The following is a 19373-nucleotide window of genomic DNA, read 5'->3' on the forward strand; positions in this document are numbered from 1 at the left end:
GCTATGGCATATAAAATTGTTAAAGGGGCTTACCTTCTGCATCCAATTCTACAATTTTGTCGAACAGAGGGGTAAGGCTTTCCAACACTTTGGCTTTATCTCCCACGACGACTGTTATCATTTCATTAAGATTCAGATGTTTAGCCGCCAAGCTATTTAGTTCGGCCTTACCAATATTCGCTAATATTTGGTTTTGCTCATCAACAAAATTTTTGTCTAAGCCATAAGTCATAATTTCTGATAGAAAATTAAGCTTTTGGCTGGGTGTTTCGTAAGCCCTTGCATCCCGCTGACCAATTGCACTTTTCATGAACTGTACCTCAACATCTGTAAGGCCGTCTTTTTGAAAAGCGCTTATTTCATTTCTAAATTGCACAATAGAGTCGGCAGTCGTATCGGCGCGAACCCCCGCTTGTGCTCGATATTGGCCTTTAAAGTCATTACCGTTAAAAAACGAGCGAGCGCCATAGGTGTAACCTTTATCTTCACGCAGGTTTAGATTGATTCGGCTGTTAAACGCTCCGCCTAAATTATAGTTCATCAGGTCGGCACGATAATATTCACCGGTAGCATCATAATGCATGGCGCGTTTACCAATACGTATTTCAGACTGTGCCGCGTTAGGCTTGTCAATAAAATACAAGGTACCACCCACTAATTCAGGGAATGGTTTTATTACTGGCATCTTGCTTGACTTGCCTTGCCACGTATTAAGCGCACCTAAGTGTTTTACCATGCCTTGGTTGTCTATATCACTCACCACAATAATTTCGGCATTTGCTGGACCAAAATGTGCTTTGTAAAACGCTTTCACATCTGCAAGTGTCAGTTTGGCAACGGATTCCACTGTGCCATTGTTTGAATACGCAAAACTATTATTGCTACCAAAAATTAATTTACTGAAGGCCTCTGTTGCCACTGGACCTGCATTTTTCTTGGCATTCTTTAACCCTTCAATCTGCTGCTTTTGCAACCGCTTAAAATCACCTTCATCAAACTTAGGTAAGGTTAAACGCTCCACGGCAATGGCGAGAGTTTCATTTAGGTTTTTAGACAAGGTCCTAATGCTAAGCGTGGTAAATTTATCACCTGCACCAAAACTTACAGCAGAGCCAAGTTTTTGCAATTTATTCGATATATCTTCAGCACTGGATTTTAAGGTGTTTTCCTCTAGCATAGCGGCCGTTAACGCAGCTAATCCAAGCTTATCTACCGCTTCTCGTGTTTGCCCTGCTTGAATACGTAGTTGAATAGTAGTAGTAGGCACTTCTGCATTGACAGCACCTAGTACTTTCACACCATTTTTTAATGTGTTGCGGTATATATCTGGCACTTTAATACTTGGATTTTTGCCCGGAGACGGGATCACAGAACGGTCAAAATCAGATTGACCTACACGCAACACTAAATCTTGGTTGTCGTCATTTTCCGGTATATTTCGCTCATACCTTTGCCACGTATCTTCATGAGCAATCGCTTTTGGTTGGCCCTTTGGCACTATACTCATCACGACAGCATGCTTATTTTTGATATAAGTTTTAAAAACTCGCATCACGTCTGCTTTGGTCACATTCTCATAGCGCGTAATATCATCGTTTATTCCATCTGGATTTGAACGATAGGTTTGATAAGCGGCGAGTTGTGCCACTTTTCCAGATACACTCTCTAATCCATAGACCATACCTGATACTATTGACGCTTTCACACGCTCAATATCGTCCTTGGTTGCCCCTCCTCGCATCTCGAATTCCTCAAGAGATGCCCGTAAAATAGCTTCTAATTCAGTCAAACTATTTCCGGGTGCTGGCAGTGCTAGCAAGGTAAATTGACAACTTAACTCAGCGCAACCATGACCTGCGCTAGCTTGCACAGCTTTGCCATTTTTGACCATATTCTTATAAAGTAATGACGTTTTACCACTACCCAGAATAGACATCAGTACATCAAGTGGTGCTTCATCTGGGTGGTTGAGGTGAACAGTAGGAAACGACATATAAATTAATGGCAAAGACACATTGTCTTCCATTGAAATATATCGGTCTTCATCAAGTGTCACTTTAGTGTATTCAGGTGGCAAAACTTCAGGGCCGCGTGGGATCCCGCCAAAATATTTTTTCACCCAAGCCAAAGTTTGCGCTTCGTCCATGTCACCGCCAATAGTCAAGGTAGCATTATTAGGACCATACCAGCGTAAGAAGAATTTTTTTAAGTCGCTCAAATTGGCGCGATTAAGATCTTCTATATAACCAATAGTCAACCAAGAATAAGGGTGACCTTCAGGAAACAACGCTTCATTTACTCTTTCTCTAAGCAGGCCATAAGGGCGGTTATCATAATTTTGGCCCCGTTCATTTTTAACGGTTTCTCGCTGATTTTCGAATTTTTCTTTGGTAACGGCATCCAGAAAAAAGCCCATTCGATCGGCTTCTAGCCACAACATACGTTCTAGCTGATTAGAGGGAACAGTTTCATAATAGTTGGTACGGTCGGTGTTGGTTGAGCCGTTTAGTGTTCCACCAGACTCGGTAATCAAGCCGAAATGCTGTTCGTCAGCTACATTTTCAGAGCCTTGAAACATCATGTGCTCAAAAAAGTGCGCAAAGCCTGACTTACCCGCCTCTTCACGGCCCGAACCTACATGGTAGGTGATATCCACATGTACTAAAGGATCAGAGTTATCAGGATGCAACACAACAGTGAGTCCATTATCTAGCTGATACTTAGTAAAAGGAATAACCAGTTCATTGCCTTTTCGCTCCACAACTGCAATTTTTTTGATGCCATCTGGCACAACACTCAACTCGGACTTGTTATTGTCAGTTTGGCTAATAGGTGTATTCGGGTCGTTAACATTGCACCCTGCAAGGCTTAATACAGCTGCAATACTTGCAACTTTTACGAGGTATTTTTTCATAGTATCAATAACCATTAAAAAGAGATAAATAAGAATATGGAAGGCTAGCGATAATACACATTTCCCTTTCAAAAAGCTTGCTCCATTAGGAAATTTACGAGGTCGAAATTGTCACAATTAATTACTACTACATCTCACACACACTTTTAGTTTAAACTTGCGCTTATCTTGCAACAGTAGTGATTTTGTAGACAATGTTTTCGATGATTTTTTCTCCGGTTTTTGGTGTTATATCCGTGTTAGGTTACCTTGTAAACACCTTATTCTGGCTAGCTCCCATCTTAGTTTTTTCGTTTTTGAAACTACTCCCCATCAAAATATGGCAAACCTTTATGTCATATCTACTAGATGGCTGTGCCACCATGTGGATATCGGTTAATAACGTGAATCAGAATTTTTTCAGCCGCACCAAATTTGAAGTGTCTGGATTGGAAGGACTGAGTAAAAAAGACTGGTACATGGTGATATCAAACCATCAATCATGGGTGGATATTTTAGTGTTACAAAGAGTATTTAATCGCAAAATTCCATTTCTAAAGTTTTTTCTTAAAAAGGAATTGATATGGGTACCCTTTCTTGGCATAGCATGGTGGGCCTTAGACTTTCCTTTTATGCACAGGTACAGCAAAGCCTTGTTGGCTAAAAAACCACACCTTAAAGGCAAGGATTTAGAAAACACCCGTAAGGCTTGCAAGAAATTTGTGTTCAAACCCGTCAGTATCATGAACTTTGTGGAAGGCACGCGACTAACCGAACAGAAAAAGTCAGTTCAGGGTGCAAAATTTCAGTACTTACTAAAGCCCAAAGCAGGCGGCATGGCATTTGTATTAGGGGCCATGGGTGAACAACTACACAAGTTAGTTAATGTTACTATTCATTATCCTGACGGCACACCTAGTTACTGGGACTTCGTTTGTGGTAGGGTCTCGAAAGTACAGGTACAGGTTAAGGTTTTACCTATTCAAGAGTTACGAGAGCAGGATGTATTTGGCACTGATTATTTTGAAGATCACACGCAACGCGTTAAATTCCAACGTTGGCTAACAGCACTTTGGGAGCAAAAAGACCGAGATTTACACGCCTTGTCGTCAGAAAAAACTCAAAATACCTAAGGGTATCTTGTGCATACTCGTTATTCCATTAGCGGTAACAACCAAGAAAAGCGCATCATTTAGTCAAAAGGGCAATCTATATGCAAGAAAGTCACAACCTTACAGATTTGTTGTTATCACTATTGCAACAGATGGGTATTCAGGCCACGCCTAATAGCTGGGTTTTTCAAGGAATTGCATTAAGCGGCATAGTATTGGTTGCATTGATATGCAATTGGGTGACCAAAAGCATTCTCCATAGCCGACTACGAAAATTAGTTCTTAGAAGCAAAAACCAATTCGACGACGAGTTACATCAACACGGGTTCTTTGAACGCATCGGGCATATTGTGCCTGCTGTTGTCATCTACTTACTTAGTCAACTCTTGATTGAAAACCCTGCTTTATTAGGGTTCTTACAAAAGACCGCAATCATATATGTACTACTTGCGACTGTAACGGCACTCAGTGCCTTACTAAATACAATTGAGGATACATATAACGCCTCAAACCTAGCCAAAAAAGCGCCCATTACAGGCTTTATTCAAGTGGCCAAATTATTTGTGGTGATCATTGCTGGTTTATTGATTATTTCACTATTAATCGATAAGTCGCCACTGTTGCTACTCTCTGGGTTAGGCGCTGTAACTGCCATTGTATTGTTATTATTTCGCGACACCATATTAGGCTTTGTTGCTGGGATTCAAATAGCCGCCAATCGTATGGTCAATACGGGCGACTGGATTGAAATGCCAAAATATGGCGCGAATGGAGACGTGTTGCAGGTAGGTTTAACCACAGTTAAGGTACAAAATTTTGACAAAACCATTTCCACCATACCCACTTACGCGCTAATTTCTGAGCCGGTAAAAAATTGGCGTGGAATGAGTGAAAGCAATGGGCGACGCATTAAACGCTCGCTTTTTATCGACATTCAAAGTATTCGGTTTTGCGATCAAGATATGCTGAATGATTTTTCTAAAATTCGCTATATAAAGCGATATATCCAAACCAAACTCGAACAATTACAGGCTTTTCATAACGAACAGCACATAGATGCCACTGATTTAATTAACAGTCGCAGACTCACCAATATAGGAACAATGCGTGCCTACATGCAGGCCTATTTAGAAAATCATCCAGACATCAATCAGAATATGACGCTAATGGTACGTCAAAATCCACCTAGCGAGTTAGGAGTTGCATTAGAAGTGTACTGTTTTAGTCAAGATAAAAACTGGGTCAACTATGAAGGAATACAAAGCGATATTTTTGACCACTTTTTAGCTATATTGCCGGCCTTTAAACTAAGAGCCTATCAACGTATAAGCGATAAGCCCTAGAGTACTTTTTAACTAGGCTGTTGCGAGTGCGTACACAAAGACTGCAAATAACGCTAAGGCAGAAGCACCAAAAAAGCCGTATTCAACCTTAGACTGCATGACGTTAACGCCTTCTGGTGCGGGCAAAAAGCTCATTATGACGCTGGTTATACCCAACACAAAAGTGATTAATGTAAAGCCAAATAAAATGGGTTCGTACCAGTTACTCATCAGTTAATTCCTACAAATTTAAAATTGTGTGCATTATAGTGCCAAAAGACCTAAACATTATACCAACCCATATCAATAACAGGTCACTTTTTTATGATGAATTCCATAAGCACGACTTAGCTAAAACCATTAACTTTTAGCGAAAATCACTAAATACATTATAAAAATCTAAACGCTCAACTGACAAAAAACCATACCCCTTTGATTTTTAACGAATTTTATTTGTGGCCTAAGCCTTGCGTTTATTTAGGAAAGATAAGCAACCACATAAAATCATTTCGGAGAATTATATGCGTACATTAATCTTTGCAAGCACGCTAGCTTGCTGCTCACTACCCGTTTTAGCCAATCAATGTAATGTTGAATTTAATGGCAACATGCAATTAGAAAACAAAGTATTGGCAGTTAAGCTAGACAATAATACCAAAGTTACCATAGACCAAAATAAGATTTTATATGTAGATGGCACCCCTTTGTCATTGAACTCAAAACAACAGGGCTGGGTAAACAGCTATTATGATGGTATCAACCAAGCTGCGCCTCAAGCTGCTGCAATAGCCACCGATGCAGTGGCATTGGCTAGTACTGCGCTAAATGAAGTGTTTGTGGAGCTTTTAGGCGCTGATAGTTCAGCTTTAAGCGATATATCTGAAAAATTGAGTAACCTCGACCAGCAAATTCAATACAACTTTTACGCTGACAACGGCGAAATTCGATTACATTCTGACGCTTTCGAAAATGGCGAGTTTTTTGGTGAACAATGGGAAGCACAATTTGAAGACGCCATGGAAGAACTTGTCACAGATTCAATTGGGCACATATTGGTAGCAGTTGGCACCCAGCTTATTCTTAGTGGCGGTGACACCGACGCATTCGAACAAAAAATGGAAAGGTTTGGCGAGCAAATGGAGCAAAAGGTCGAGTATCAGGCCGAAGCATTAGAAGAAAAAGCCGATGAATTATGTGCTACTTTAGCCAGTGTCGACAGGGCGGAAGGTTATTTACAAAGAAACATTAAACAACTCGCCAGCCTAGACGTTATTCAAGTTGAAAATCACTATAGCGCGATGTGATAATTCCCATACCGCCTAATTAAAATTAAGCATATTAATGCAGATAGCAGTAGTTGGATGTGGCTGGTTAGGATTACCCCTAGCATTAAGTTTACAAAAAGGTGGTCACAAAATTGTGGCCACGAGTCGTTCTGCAGCAGGCTGTTTACGCCTAGATTCCCATGGATTTTCAACCGTACAGTTCGAGTTAGGCGCAGCACTTTCCCTTCAAAAATTTGCACCCATTTTCAACTGCAAGCTGCTGATTTTAAATATTCCGTTTTCCAAAAAAAACTCTTCCTATTCAGAATTTTTCAGCGGTATTCAAGAGTTTTTGCAACAGGCAAAACGTCTTCATATCAAGCAGGTGATATTTATTAGCACCACCTCTGTCTATGGTGAGCAGCAAGGCATTGTCACAGAGAATAGCCCCGTCCAGCCAAATACTCTGTCAGGAAAGGTTAATTTAGCAGTAGAAAAATGGCTACAACAAAACTTTGGCTCCCAATCCAGCATTATCAGACTAGCGGGACTCATTGGTGGAAAAAGACATCCCATCAATTTTTTGGCGGGAAAAACCGAACTAGCTGCCCCAAATAAAGCAGTAAACTTAATTCATCAAGTCGATGTAATCCAAAGTATAGAGTCGATTATTCACAAAGATCTATGGGGCCACAGACTTGTTTTATGCGCCAAGGAACACCCATCGAGGCAAGACTACTATACTTGGGCAGCCAAACGCTTGGGATTAACGGCTCCCGAATTTATACAAGAGCAAGTTAAATCAACGAGTAAGCTAATCGATGCCAGCGCAAGTATCAAAAAACTGGGTATACAGCTAAAATACCCTAGCCCTTACGATATGCTTTAACTCGCCGAAACTTGCTCTAATGCTTTACGGACTTGTTGCTGTTCTTTAGTGACGCATCTAGGGTCGGCTTTTTGTACGGCTTTTATCGTATGTTGACTGAGAACCATGCCATTTGGCAGCGTAATAGGATCGCAGCCATGCTCTTGTTCACAAATCAGATCCCATTGTGGTTTCGCCTTAATATGGCACCCAAAACAGTTACCACCAAATTTATTGACCACTTCAAAGGCGCCGCGCACTTTTATTTCTGAGCCTTTAGCAGATACATCTAGCTCAAAGAACTCCCAATCCTTAGTGACAGCATTGTAGCCTTTTTCACGTTTTATCATCACCTCGGTTGGAACCAATTGCACCACTGAGCCCACCGGATACACCGCGCCATTTGGCGTTTTAGCGGCATCTATCGTTGCCTGTAAATCACCTAGTAAGTTATCCACAAAAAAGCCAAACACAAGGTTTGGCTTTATCATTATTACTTGTTGTAGCTAATATTAACCAATAAAGGCCGTTCCAAAGTATTTCAAGGCAACGGTATTGATAAACACCAACAGCAAAATTACCGGAATAAAGGTCCCTACGGAAAAATCAACATAGCGTTCAAACCAGCTGTTTTTATAACTCGCCGCTCCTTCGTCTAGCTCTTTATTAAAGTTTGCCTTTTTCCAGCGATAAATAACAAACACACAAATAAGCAAGCCATTAAGGGGTAAAATAGTGTCGTAAAACACATCAATTATCACATCAAAAAATGATTTAGTTTGCCCCGCATAACTAACGAAATTCTTAAAAAATTCGATCATTCCGAAGGATGTGGTCGCCAGAACCGCCATGATGATCAATAAGCACCCCATCCAACTTAATGCTTTACGACGACTGAAGTTTTTCTCATCCATCAGGGCCGCAACCGGTACTTCAAAAATAGATACGATTGAAGTAATCGCAGCAAAAAATACTAACAAAAAGAAGAAGCTGGCTACAACACTAGCGCCGGTATAACCAATAGTGGTTTGTAACGCCAAGAAAATTTTCGGCAAAAAGGTAAATATCATGCCTACAGATGAATCACTTAAATCATTGGTATTAATATCAGGATTAAAGGAGAACACCGCAGGTAAGATTAATAAACCGGCGATAAAAGCTACAGCCGTGTCTAATAAAGCCACCAATTTGGCCGAGCCAGGCACATCGGTGTGTTTATCCAAGTAAGAGCCGTAAGTGATCATGATCCCCATACCTAATGACAGAGAAAAGAATGCCTGCGACAAAGCGCCATTAACCACTGAAGCATTAATTTTACTGAAATCGGGGATCACATAATATTTCACCCCTTCAAAGGCGTTATCGAGTGTCAGTACAAAAATCACCAAAGCCACCAGCATAATAAACAAGGTAGGCATCATAAATTTGGCGGCTTTTTCAATGCCTTGTTTAACCCCACCTTGGAGGATCAAATAGATTATTGCCAATACTGCTACCATGTAATAAAACAAGTCATAGCCAGTTACAAAAGTACCGAAAGTACTTGGGTCGGCCAGCATTTCTAAGTCACCGGTTACTGAATGAAACAAGTAACCAAATATCCACACTGTGATAACCAAGTAAAAAACTGCAATCATAAAAGGGGTAATAATCGACAGCCAACCCGCTATTTTCCAGCCTTTGTGGCCATTTGTCATAGACGAATAAGCGCCAAGGGGATCTTTACGACTATGCCTACCTACCGACATTTCGGCTAACATTACAGGTAAGCAAATAAAAGCAACAAAAAGCGCGTAAATCAATAAGAAAGCGCCACCACCATTTTTTGTGGCCGCAACGGGGAACCCCACCATATTACCAATACCTACAGCAGAGCCTGCCGCGGCAAGAATAAAACCTAAACGAGAACCAAATTGTTCGCGAGGTGCACTCATAAACTATCCTTCTTTATTTTTATAATTTTGGGAGATATTACCAGCACAGTTGCCTAAAGTCTTTTATGTTCGAAACACAACAGCAACAAAAAACCGTACAAATGTTTACAACTAGCTAGACACTGCATTCAATAATTGGTGGCGCTTTTTAATTAAGTAGTCTCGTTCAATGCCATTTTTACTTAAACTGATGGCCTGACTTATAGAAACAACGGCTTTTTCTGGAAAGTTTAAACGACTCTCTAATTCACTTAGCGCGGCAAAATAAGGTTGATATTGACTCAGTGCATTATGCAAAGCGACTAGCTCGGTATAAGCCTGTTGAAGTTGACCCGCATTTGCTTTAGCTAAAGCAAGGTTTAGCCTAACAACAGCAGAAGGATGCAATTGCAGCAAGCGACTATATAACAATTGGATTTGTGACCAATCAGTGGCGTGCCAATTTTTAGCCTGTGAATGTAGCGCGCTGATAGCTGCCTGTATTTGATAAGGCCCAGGTGCTTTATATTGTAAGGCTTTATAAATAAATACTTCGGCTTGCTGTATTTTTGTTTGATCCCATAAATTTCTGTCTTGATGTTCCAAGGGAATAAACGGCTCACTATTTGAGCTTCGAGATAGTCTGCGCGCATCATGAAACAATATTAGCGCGGCTAAGCCAAACACTTCTGCATTGGGATTTAGCTTTGTCATCAGCAAACTCAACCTGATGGATTCATCTGCCAAGTCTTGTCGGGTTAAAGTTTGACCTTCAAATGCAGAGTATGATTCATTGTAAATAAAATAAATCACTTTTAGTACCGAAGGTAATCTACTGCTTAATTGCTTTACATTTGGCGTTTCGTATCTAATCCCTGCGTCTCTTATCTTCTTTTTGGCCCGCGTGATGCGTTGCCCAACGGCAGCTTCTGAGGTCATGTAGGCACGGGCAATTTCTCGAATAGTGAGGCCACATAAAGATCGTAAAGTCAGGGCTACTTTAGCTTCTTCATTCAACGCAGGATGGCAGCAAGTAAAGATAAGCCTTAAACGTTCATCTGGCACTTCGTAATCAGTTTCTGGTTTTAACGTACTTTGAGAATATAAAGATTGTTCGATTAATTGTAATTTGTGCTGGCTTTGCTGGGAATGTTGTTGCCGTAATTTATCAATCAACTTGCGCTTAGCAACTAGGTGTAACCAAGCACCGGTATTTTTTGGGAATCCTTGAACAGGCCATTTTATACTGGCCTGCTCGCAGGCATCTTGCAATGCATCTTCGGCCAACTGAAAGTCTTTTGAATAACACACCAAAGACGCTAACACTTGGCCAGATTCAGCGCGAAAAATACGCGCTAGTTTATCTTTCAATCTTCAAATACCATAACCGGACGTACTTCTATGGTGCCATAGCGTGCGCTAGGAATTTTAGCGGCCCAGTGTAAGGCTTCGTCGAGATCCTTACATTCCAGCATATAGTAGCCGCCTAATTGCTCTTTGGTTTCTGCGAACGGCCCATCGGTTAACTCAGACTGGCCTTGCCTTAGCCGCACTGAAGTAGCAGTACTTACTGGTTCTAAGGCATTGCCTCCAACTAACACCCCCGCTGCGCCAGCCTCTTCACCAAACGCGTCATATTGCTCAAGCAAGGTTGGCATATCAACGTCATCTTGATCTTCGGTACTATAGATTAGAGCTAAAAATTGCATGATATTTTTCCTTTTAATGAATTATTTATAAAAGCAAATATTGGCTTTCAATAGACTGACGAATAAACCCTAGCTATTCAGACAACCACATTAAAAAATTTTAGAATGTTCCAATCAGTGTTTATGGCTGGATTCAGTCGAACCAGCTGGGCTCAATAGGCAAGCTATACAATAATGGCGCAAACATTTGATAGTGTTTGCGATTTTGCTCACATTGCACATTGTTTAAGTACACCGCTTTCCATGGGTCGTTAATTAGCCACAAGGTTTGATTCACCACAGCAACCCCTTCAATTGAGGCATTGTCCATGGCTTCATAATTTTCACACCCTTCACTGTTGGTTTGAATTTCGGCGAAAAAATCGATGGGCAATATACGGGTTTCTTTTTTTCCTAATAAATCCACCACCCATAATGTTTCATCGTTTCTGGCAGCCACCAGCAAATACTCTCGTCCATCTGGCGTTTGATAATAGTCCATACCATTGATGGGATGATTGCCACTTTTAAATTCTGGCAGTTTCACATTAAATTTTGACAAAGGAGCAAATTCATCTGACTGCCAAAAATCATTAGTCATCTGCAGTGAAAAAATCCTCGCCTGTTTATGAGTGTCTTTTTCAATACCTAGATACAAAATACGATTTTGGCCAAAAGCCAAGGCTTCTACACCATCATTAGGAAAGTTGCCAATTTGCATCTCAGCGGAGAATTGTAGGGGACGAATGTGTGTTATCAGCGCACTATTGTTGTTTTGTAACTCAAGTCGAACAAGCAAAGTAGGGTGAGTGGTAGAGCCAGTATCTCGATATTTTTCTTGGCAACCGTCAGACATAGGTTCGGCATAAGTTGCATCTTCAGTAACGATATAAAACACTTGGTCGTTATCAGGATCAACGGTAAGTGCTTCTAAGTCTGGATTATCACTAATATAAGAAGCAAAACAGCTAGTTTGCAGTCTATCTGATAAAACCATTGGAAAATCGTGGCCGGTTAATTGCGCATTCTCTTTGGCGATGCTTCTAAGCCGCATACGCTGTGAAGGGGCGGCACTGCGGTCGCTTAAGGTCAACAACCCATCACGCCATTTTACTAATCCAGAGCTTTGCGGATTAAGCATCACTTGACCATTTTGCTCCAATATCCAATGGCCATTGACTTGTAAGTTTGACTCTATTGGCAAAGTCCCAGAGTCCCCTTTACAACCCATTAAGAAGCTGCAAATCCCTATAATAGACACCAAGTATGTTTTCATTAACCGTCCAATTTTCTGTCAATATACTGTGAATAAGCAAAATAGTTTACCTTACACAAAATCCCGAAGAAATATAAACTTATCCTCATGAATAGTAATTAGTGGCAACTTCAGCCTTTTTTGAAATGGTGAGTGACTAGTGGTTAAGAGCCATTAATGCTATTTGTATAATAGTATGCTGAAATTTACGCATCCTTGCTTATAATCACCACAATAGTAAAAATGCTGGCATAGATTTAAATAGAGATAAAACAGCCACTCTACCCACCAATATTTTAAATTAGGAATACATGACCAATCACAATTTGAAAATCGGCCTATTTTACGGTTCAACTACTTGTTATACAGAAATGGCAGCTGAAAAAATTCAAGATAAGATTAATCAATTAGCTGGATATACTTGCGTACAAATATTTAATATTAAAGATGTTGCACTGACGCAAACCCAAGCCTTTGACACCTTAATATTTGGGATTTCTACTTGGGATTTTGGCGAACTGCAAGAAGATTGGGAGTCCTCTTGGCAAGATATCGCGGCGCTAGACTTAACCAATAAAACGGTGGCCATTTTTGGTTTAGGGGATCAACTTGGCTATGCCGAATGGTTTCAAGATGCCGTGGGTATGCTACATGATGAGTTATTAGTTTTAGGTTGTGATTTTGTGGGTTACTGGCCTAACCAAGGCTATGATTTTATTGCCTCAAAAGCGCTGATCGAAGATAAAAGTTATTTTGTAGGCTTGAGCCTTGATGATGAAAATCAGTATGATCTCACCGACAGCCGTATCGATTCTTGGTGTCACCAATTGCTAGATGAAATAAATTCCAAATAGACCTAAGTTGCCCTTACCTACTTCTCGCCTTCATAAACCTTACTACCGTAACGGTCAATCCCACCGTGATGGTGCCGATGTAAGCTTTAGAGATATTGTAAAATTTTTTGGCTTTCGAGCCGTTACAATTGGTAAATGGGTCACACCGACAGAACAACAAATTGCGGCCAATTTATTTTTTGACGCCCTTTGCGATTTAATGGACATTCTACAAATACCCGAAACTGTAATTTCCTTAAACGGTAGTTTGTCATTGGCCTTTGGCAGTGGTGGTAAAAAACATAGTAACGCTCACTATGATGCCCAAACCAAAAGGCTTGCATTGGCCAAAAATGCTGGCGGCGGCGCATTGGCCCACGAATGGTTTCATGGATTCGACCATTATATTTGCCACAAATTATTTGTTCATGTTTCAGCAGGGCAGTTTGCTTCCGAATGCTGGCTGCAAGACCACGGACAAAGACCCCATAGATTAAATGAAAAGCTAAGTCAGTGTTTTGAAACCATCTTTTTAGGAATGGATAAAAGCCAGCCTAATGAATACGTTAAGCGCAGTGCCCAGGCCGACAAAATACTAAAAACATTTTACTACGCACAGCCTCAAGAGCTGGCCGCCAGAGCGTTTGAAGCATGCATTCAAGATAACCCAATAAAAAATGCTTTCTTGGTTCAAGGCACAAAACAAAGCCCAGAAGCTAAGATGGGGATTTACCCAACTGAAGAACTAAGAGCAATAATTTCTAAAAATATACTGGATTACTTTTTTCATTTGGGGCAGGCTATAGACTCGTAAAAAACCTTAAATGAGAGTTTTTTGTTAATATTACGATAATTAATAGATGCTCTTAGGCGCAACTGTCTTTATACTAGGCAATCTTGTTTTAACCCAATTGGCGATTTATACCGATGAAAAGAAAAAAGCACGGCAGTTCTGACGAAGATGCTGCAATTGATATGACTCCCATGTTGGACATAGTGTTCATCATGCTTATCTTCTTTATTGTGACCACCTCTTTTGTAAAAGAGAAAGGCTTAGAAGTTAATCGTCCTAAAGATTCAAAAACGCCACCACCCCCGACTAATGTTAAGTCGCTATCTATTCGCGTAAATGAAGACGGTACTATTGTGGTTAATGGCCGTCAGGTAGATATTCGCCGCGTAGAAGCCAACATTCAGAGCTTCTTGGCTGAAAATAATCAAGACTCAGCCGCTGTTCAGGCCCATCCAAAAGCCAAACACGGTGATGTCACTGAAGTAATCAACGAAGTGAAAAGAGCCGGTATTGTAAACGTCTCTGTCTTGGTTGGTAAATAAACCAAATACTTTGTTTCAAAAAAATTAAAAACGCCGCTATTCATTGAATAGCGGCGTTTTTTTTATGTTGAAGTTAACATCAAACCCAGCATACCTAAAACAAAACCAAACACCGCCCCCATCGGTGGCGCCCAATGTTTATCTAACCTCACTTGAGGTGCCAAATCTTGAAAAATCGCATATAAGATACCGCCAGAAGCAAACAGCATAACAGCAGCGATAATTTGCGGGGATTCAGATAACCATAAATAACCAGATACAGCTGCAAGTGGGCCAAGAGCTGCCATTAAAATAAAGACTAGAATAATTTTTGAAGCTCGATAAACAGATGAAGCATTTAACTCACGATATGCATTAAATCCCTCGGGTAAATTTTGCAGCGCAATTAACCCCGCAAGCAAATATGCATGGCTATTACCTGTAGCAAATGCCGCACCTAAGGCAATCGACTCTGGAATGAAATCAGACAACATAGCCGCCAGTTGACTAGCAGGAGTATTGCTTTTAGTTAAGTAAATATCCAAAGCCATAAAACTAAACCCACCAACAATCACCCAAATACAAGCAATCATAGGTTGCAGATGATTAATACCTTCAGGCACTAAAACCAAAGCAACGGCCGACAACAACGCCCCTCCGCCAAAAGCTATTACTGCATGCCTAAATTCTTGCTCGAGCCAATCACTCTGCACTTTTTCGAAACAAGCAATCACGGCACCAAGGGGCATAGCCAAGCCCGCCAAAAAGGTGGTGATCACGACAATAAAAAGCAGCGACATTATTATTCCTTAACTCAATTATCAATGGGGTCAGAGCATTTGATTTGTTACAAATCACAGCCTACATTATATATGTTACTTCTCTGAGGGCTATCTTATGGCTCGCCTCCCAAGACTAAATCTAGCCAACATCCCACAGCACATCATTTTGCGTGGTAATAATCGACAGATATGCTTTTTTGACGAACAAGATTACAAAGTTTATCTTGCTAAGCTAAAAGAGTTTAGCGAAAAACTATTAGTTGCCATTCACGCTTATGTTTTGATGACCAATCACGTGCATTTATTGGCCACCCCAAGCGATAAAACAGGAGTAAGTCGCTTGATACAAAGATTAGGCGCTTACTATGTTAGGTATATTAATAAAAAGTACGACCGTTGCGGCACATTATGGCAAGGCCGTTATAAATCGACTTTAGTGGATAACGAAGGCTACTTTTTAACCGTTAGTCGATATATTGAAATGAATCCAGTGCGCGCCAATATGGTTGAACACCCTGCTGCATACTCATGGTCAAGCTTTCATCGAAATGCGCTAGGCATACCCATTGAATTGATAACACCCTACGAAATATACCAATCATTAGGAAATACCGACCAAGCAAGACAAAAAAGTTACCTAGCATTATTCGAACAGCAAATTTCCGAAAGCACCTTAAAAGAAATAAGAGAGTCCATTAACCATGGCTGGGTCTTAGGAAATGATCGCTTTAAAGCACAAATAGAAATAACAACAGGAAGGCAAACTACATCTAAGTTGCGAGGTGGAGACCGAAAATCACGCCAGTATTTGCATAAGCAAAAAAATCAAATGCTCTGACCCCATTGATTTTTTATTTTTTTCCTAACTCGGCATTAATTTTATCAATCGCTTGCAGAGCTGCTTCATGTTGAATGTCTAACTCTCCGGCAGTTGGTGTGATTTCGCTCAGCCAAAATGTGAGTGTGGTGCGAATATCTGGATGTTGCCGAATGGACTCCACAACTTGGGCAGCTATATCGTTCGAAACCGCTGCTGGGCAGTCATCGTAGCGAATAGTTTCAACACTAGCTTCTAAGCGCCAGCAGTTTGACCAATAGGCTTCGTGAACAGCTACAGGTAAAATGCTCCGAACAACCTCACGATATCTTGGTAGCTCATCTAGAACCAAGGCATTATAATTTTGAGAATGATATTTCTCAACTGCTGTCACTATGTCTCGAGAGCGGGGGAGTCCTTGTCGTCTCATTTCAGCGAAAACTGAGCGTTTAATCACTACGGGAAACCAGTGAGATGCGTGAAAAAAATCGGCTAAAACAGACCAGCACTGGTCATTGCAACTAACACCTTTATCCATAAACAAAAGTGAACGCTTTGCCGCAGCGTGAACATTTTCAAAATGGTTTCGTAAAATATTAGCGTTTGTGGCGTCACTTTCGATTTCACGTTTAAGCTCAATCAGCAATTCACGCTCCTGAGAATCTAAAGTACGCGCGTCATTCCAATTCGCCACTTGAATACCAATAAACACACCCACCACTACAATAAAAAAATCAATAAATACCGCAAACCAGTTTTGGTCAGTGACGTGTTTGGTTATTCTTCGTAAAAGCATCAATGGTTCTCCGATACACTTGAGATTTGCGCACCAACCAACGCTTCGGCTAGTTGATCGAGTTTTGCTAAATGGCTGTTTAAGAAATTCACATACCACTGGTTTTTTTGCAGACCTACAACAACATCACTTAAGAACTCTTGCTCGGGTGCCGCTTCGAGGAAGTGACAGTCTGCAGCCATTTGGTATCCCTCTGTCTCAAAAACCTTATCTAAACTATTGCGTAAGTCTGTTGCACGCTTCCAGCTAATCGCATTTGGATATTTCTGGCTTAGCATTGGAAAATTCATACGCATGCTTTCAATCACAGTCCGCAAACGATCCTCGCTTTGCTCCACGACAATAAGTGCCTGGATAAGCGCCGTTTCTGAAAGTAAATCAATTCTACCGCCCGCAAAGGCTTCTGTAATGCTTGGTACTGCGATTGGCGGGAGGGTAATCAGATGCATACTGGCAAATTGTCTGCATTGCCACTCACTTAACGGCTCAATTTCACCGTCACCGAAATACATATTTTCTACACGCGCAATGGTGCGAAGGCGATTTTCTCGCTCCGCAACAAATGCCGTCAATTGCTCTCGAGCACCATTAACATCAACTGCCAAACGCGCCAGAAACGCGGTTTCCTTGACGCGATCTGCCCGTGTTTCGTTCCAGTTATTGATCTGTAAACCGATTAAAAGACCTATCACCACAATGGCAATTTCAATCAATACAGTAAACCAATCTTGGCGACGTATGGCTTTTGAAATGCTACGCAAAATCATGGTTGAGCATCCTGCTGGCTAGGTTCAGTCACTGCATTCAAATTAAAAGGCACATAGCAATCCCCATAGACAGTTTGAGCAAACTTATTATGTGCTGCTACGATTTCATTGCCTTGCATTATCAGTTCAGGAGATAAATCAATTCCTATATTTTCTATACTGGTGGCTATTTGACCTGCTATCAGCTCCATTAAACCGCTTTTGAGATCCATCTCTCCAAGTGAATCAAGGTAACGCAATCGATCTCTTTTACCAATTCGCGTTGAAAAAGCCAAAGTCTTGATGCGGCCTTGTAATGTGTATATTTCTCTTTGTAACTTTTCTGCATGTTCAGTTTGTTTGAATAAGCTATCAATGCGATTTCGTCGATCAATATCCATTGAGCTAAAGGTGCCTCGTCCCAATTCAGCATGCCAGTTATTTGATCCCCATCCACGACTGGGTGATCTTAATAAATTAGGCAGCGCAGTTATGATGCCAACTACGTCTACCTCTTCTCTGGGCATACCAATCCATTCTTCTTCGGGCTCTAATAATTTTTGTGCAATAGATTGATAGGCTTCAATTCTACATTTTGAAACAGCCACTCTTTCTTTGGCATTAAAATAATTTCTGTGTAAATCATCTTGTAACACTTTCTCGGCTTGTTCGGTGTTGGTTCTTTGGTCTCTTTCACTGAGCCACTGTTGTCCCATCATCGCCACCGCAACGCCAATTACAACAATGATAAAATCGAGCGTGACAGCAAACCAGTTTTGGTCTTTTAGGTGTTTTGTAATTCTTCTTAGAAGCATTATTCAGATTCCTCAAAAATCAATGGGGTCAGAGCATTTGAAAATGAAAAATCAAATGCTCTGACCCCATTGATTTCTTTTGTTTAAAGGAAATAAATAGGCCATGTTAATAATCATTTTGAGATTCGATTTGCGCTTGTATTGCTTTGGCTAATTTTAACTGCCTTCGGGCAAAGGTAAGTTGGTTTTCTTGCGCTGCCATAGCAGTGCTTAGCGCACCTGACAGGTTGGGCTGGGTGAGTAAACGCGTTAAATCAAATGTGTCGGGTTCAACATATCTTGCTTGTGAATAAGATGCAGCGGTGGTTTTGGCTTTGTAAATCAAGATGCCTGTTGTGGGCTGCATGGCATTGAGCAACTGATCTCTGAGCGTTTTCCAACCGTAAATAGAGACTTTAGAAAATTCGTCAAATTCATATAAAGCTTGGCGCAGTTTTGAGTTTCTGATTAACACCAATTCACCATTGGCAACCATTTCCTCAAACACAGCTGGGGAACTGGCGGGAACCCTGCCTCTTGTTATGTCGACAAATGCAATGATTAAATCATCTTCATCGGCTTGATAGGTGTCTGGGTTTAGCTGATAGGCATTGCGCGCATCTAACAACAATTGAATGGCGTTTATACTCTTTAAGTATAATTGGGACGCACCTTCCAATCGCTCAATGGTTACCGTTAATTCTTCTTTTAACCGTTCGATATAAAACTGTTCTTTGTCTAAATTTTGTCTCGCTTCATTCCAGTTCGCTACTTGTAAACCAATAAATACCCCAACGACCACAATGAAAAAGTCTAGGAATACCGCAAACCAGTTTTGGTCTTTTACGTGTTTGGTCACACTGCGTAGGATCATTAAGATGCTCTTTTTTGATTATAAAAATTCCGTTTTACCAATTTACAACGCAATGCAAACCATATAAACGGAGCTTTTGTAAGGTAACACAAGAAGATCTT

Annotated in this window: 20 protein-coding genes; 8 read left to right on the forward strand and 12 right to left on the reverse strand. The window is 40.8% G+C overall.

Annotated features, from left to right (window positions below; genetic code table 11):
* Nucleotides 1-19 precede the first annotated feature (19 nt).
* The gene (locus Q0688_RS24425; RefSeq protein WP_299083478.1) at nt 20-2914 is read right to left on the reverse strand and encodes a pitrilysin family protein; all 2895 of its coding nucleotides are present in this window, start codon (nt 2912-2914) and stop codon (nt 20-22) included.
* A gap of 194 nt (nt 2915-3108) precedes the next feature.
* Here Q0688_RS24425 and Q0688_RS24430 point away from each other — a divergent pair, with 194 nt between their 5' ends.
* The gene (locus Q0688_RS24430) at nt 3109-4026 is read left to right on the forward strand and encodes an acyltransferase (RefSeq protein WP_299083481.1); all 918 of its coding nucleotides are present in this window, start codon (nt 3109-3111) and stop codon (nt 4024-4026) included.
* 80 nt (nt 4027-4106) lie between these two features.
* Entirely contained in the window at nt 4107-5348 is a 1242-nt protein-coding gene (locus tag Q0688_RS24435) for a mechanosensitive ion channel family protein (RefSeq protein ID WP_299083484.1), read from the forward strand.
* A gap of 12 nt (nt 5349-5360) precedes the next feature.
* Here Q0688_RS24435 and Q0688_RS24440 read toward each other — a convergent pair whose 3' ends face one another.
* Complete coding sequence (locus tag Q0688_RS24440) at nt 5361-5558, reverse strand: hypothetical protein (protein ID WP_299083487.1); 198 nt, start codon at nt 5556-5558, stop codon at nt 5361-5363.
* A 290-nt stretch (nt 5559-5848) separates the two neighbouring features.
* Here Q0688_RS24440 and Q0688_RS24445 point away from each other — a divergent pair, with 290 nt between their 5' ends.
* A complete protein-coding gene (locus Q0688_RS24445; RefSeq protein ID WP_299083490.1) occupies nt 5849-6631 on the forward strand; it encodes a YggN family protein in 783 nt (260 codons plus the stop codon).
* 37 nt (nt 6632-6668) lie between these two features.
* Nucleotides 6669-7481, forward strand: a complete 813-nt coding sequence (locus tag Q0688_RS24450; protein ID WP_299083493.1) for an NAD-dependent epimerase/dehydratase family protein — start codon at nt 6669-6671, stop codon at nt 7479-7481.
* Here the strand turns inward: Q0688_RS24450 and Q0688_RS24455 are convergent.
* From Q0688_RS24455 to Q0688_RS24475, 5 genes are all read right to left on the reverse strand, one after another.
* Nucleotides 7478-7951 carry a hypothetical protein gene (locus Q0688_RS24455; RefSeq protein WP_299083496.1) on the reverse strand — a complete coding sequence of 158 codons (474 nt, stop codon included), beginning with the start codon at nt 7949-7951 and terminating at the stop codon, nt 7478-7480. The genes Q0688_RS24450 and Q0688_RS24455 overlap by 4 nt on opposite strands.
* A gap of 21 nt (nt 7952-7972) precedes the next feature.
* The gene (locus tag Q0688_RS24460; protein WP_299083499.1) at nt 7973-9394 is read right to left on the reverse strand and encodes a sodium-dependent transporter; all 1422 of its coding nucleotides are present in this window, start codon (nt 9392-9394) and stop codon (nt 7973-7975) included.
* Nucleotides 9395-9505: 111 nt separating this feature from the next.
* The gene (locus tag Q0688_RS24465; protein WP_299083502.1) at nt 9506-10744 is read right to left on the reverse strand and encodes a sigma-70 family RNA polymerase sigma factor; all 1239 of its coding nucleotides are present in this window, start codon (nt 10742-10744) and stop codon (nt 9506-9508) included.
* Nucleotides 10741-11082 carry a YciI family protein gene (locus tag Q0688_RS24470; RefSeq protein ID WP_299083505.1) on the reverse strand — a complete coding sequence of 114 codons (342 nt, stop codon included), beginning with the start codon at nt 11080-11082 and terminating at the stop codon, nt 10741-10743. Before Q0688_RS24470 ends, Q0688_RS24465 begins: the two co-directional genes overlap by 4 nt.
* 133 nt (nt 11083-11215) lie before the next feature.
* The gene (locus tag Q0688_RS24475) at nt 11216-12337 is read right to left on the reverse strand and encodes a hypothetical protein (RefSeq protein WP_299083508.1); all 1122 of its coding nucleotides are present in this window, start codon (nt 12335-12337) and stop codon (nt 11216-11218) included.
* Nucleotides 12338-12627: 290 nt separating this feature from the next.
* On the opposite strand from Q0688_RS24475, the gene fldB reads away from it, so the two are divergent.
* The 3 genes from fldB (at nt 12628) to Q0688_RS24490 (ending at nt 14484) form a co-directional block, all read left to right on the forward strand.
* Nucleotides 12628-13170 carry a flavodoxin FldB gene (gene fldB / locus Q0688_RS24480; protein ID WP_299083511.1) on the forward strand — a complete coding sequence of 181 codons (543 nt, stop codon included), beginning with the start codon at nt 12628-12630 and terminating at the stop codon, nt 13168-13170.
* A gap of 7 nt (nt 13171-13177) precedes the next feature.
* Entirely contained in the window at nt 13178-13963 is a 786-nt protein-coding gene (locus Q0688_RS24485; RefSeq protein ID WP_299083513.1) for a CLCA_X family protein, read from the forward strand.
* 113 nt (nt 13964-14076) lie between these two features.
* Nucleotides 14077-14484 carry a biopolymer transporter ExbD gene (locus Q0688_RS24490; RefSeq protein WP_299083516.1) on the forward strand — a complete coding sequence of 136 codons (408 nt, stop codon included), beginning with the start codon at nt 14077-14079 and terminating at the stop codon, nt 14482-14484.
* Nucleotides 14485-14546: 62 nt separating this feature from the next.
* Here the strand turns inward: Q0688_RS24490 and Q0688_RS24495 are convergent, their stop codons facing one another.
* Nucleotides 14547-15263 (reverse strand): divalent cation transporter, encoded by a 717-nt coding sequence (locus tag Q0688_RS24495; protein ID WP_299083519.1) that lies wholly within the window; start codon nt 15261-15263, stop codon nt 14547-14549.
* Nucleotides 15264-15360: 97 nt separating this feature from the next.
* On the opposite strand from Q0688_RS24495, the gene Q0688_RS24500 reads away from it, so the two are divergent.
* Nucleotides 15361-16083 (forward strand): transposase, encoded by a 723-nt coding sequence (locus Q0688_RS24500; RefSeq protein WP_299083522.1) that lies wholly within the window; start codon nt 15361-15363, stop codon nt 16081-16083.
* A gap of 13 nt (nt 16084-16096) precedes the next feature.
* On the opposite strand, the gene Q0688_RS24505 is transcribed toward Q0688_RS24500, so the two are convergent.
* From Q0688_RS24505 to Q0688_RS24520, 4 genes are all read right to left on the reverse strand, one after another.
* Nucleotides 16097-16858, reverse strand: coding sequence for a hypothetical protein (locus Q0688_RS24505; RefSeq protein ID WP_299083525.1), 762 nt, complete (start codon nt 16856-16858; stop codon nt 16097-16099).
* Nucleotides 16858-17625 (reverse strand): DUF6090 family protein, encoded by a 768-nt coding sequence (locus tag Q0688_RS24510; RefSeq protein ID WP_299083527.1) that lies wholly within the window; start codon nt 17623-17625, stop codon nt 16858-16860. Before Q0688_RS24510 ends, Q0688_RS24505 begins: the two co-directional genes overlap by 1 nt.
* Nucleotides 17622-18419, reverse strand: coding sequence for a hypothetical protein (locus Q0688_RS24515; RefSeq protein WP_299083529.1), 798 nt, complete (start codon nt 18417-18419; stop codon nt 17622-17624). The genes Q0688_RS24510 and Q0688_RS24515 overlap by 4 nt, the downstream gene beginning before the upstream one ends.
* 106 nt (nt 18420-18525) lie before the next feature.
* Nucleotides 18526-19272: a hypothetical protein gene (locus Q0688_RS24520; protein ID WP_299083532.1), complete on the reverse strand. Its 747-nt coding sequence runs from the start codon at nt 19270-19272 to the stop codon at nt 18526-18528.
* Between the last annotated feature and the right edge of the window lie 101 nt (nt 19273-19373).

Source organism: uncultured Paraglaciecola sp., from assembly GCF_937123705.1.
Lineage (GTDB): Bacteria > Pseudomonadota > Gammaproteobacteria > Enterobacterales > Alteromonadaceae > Paraglaciecola.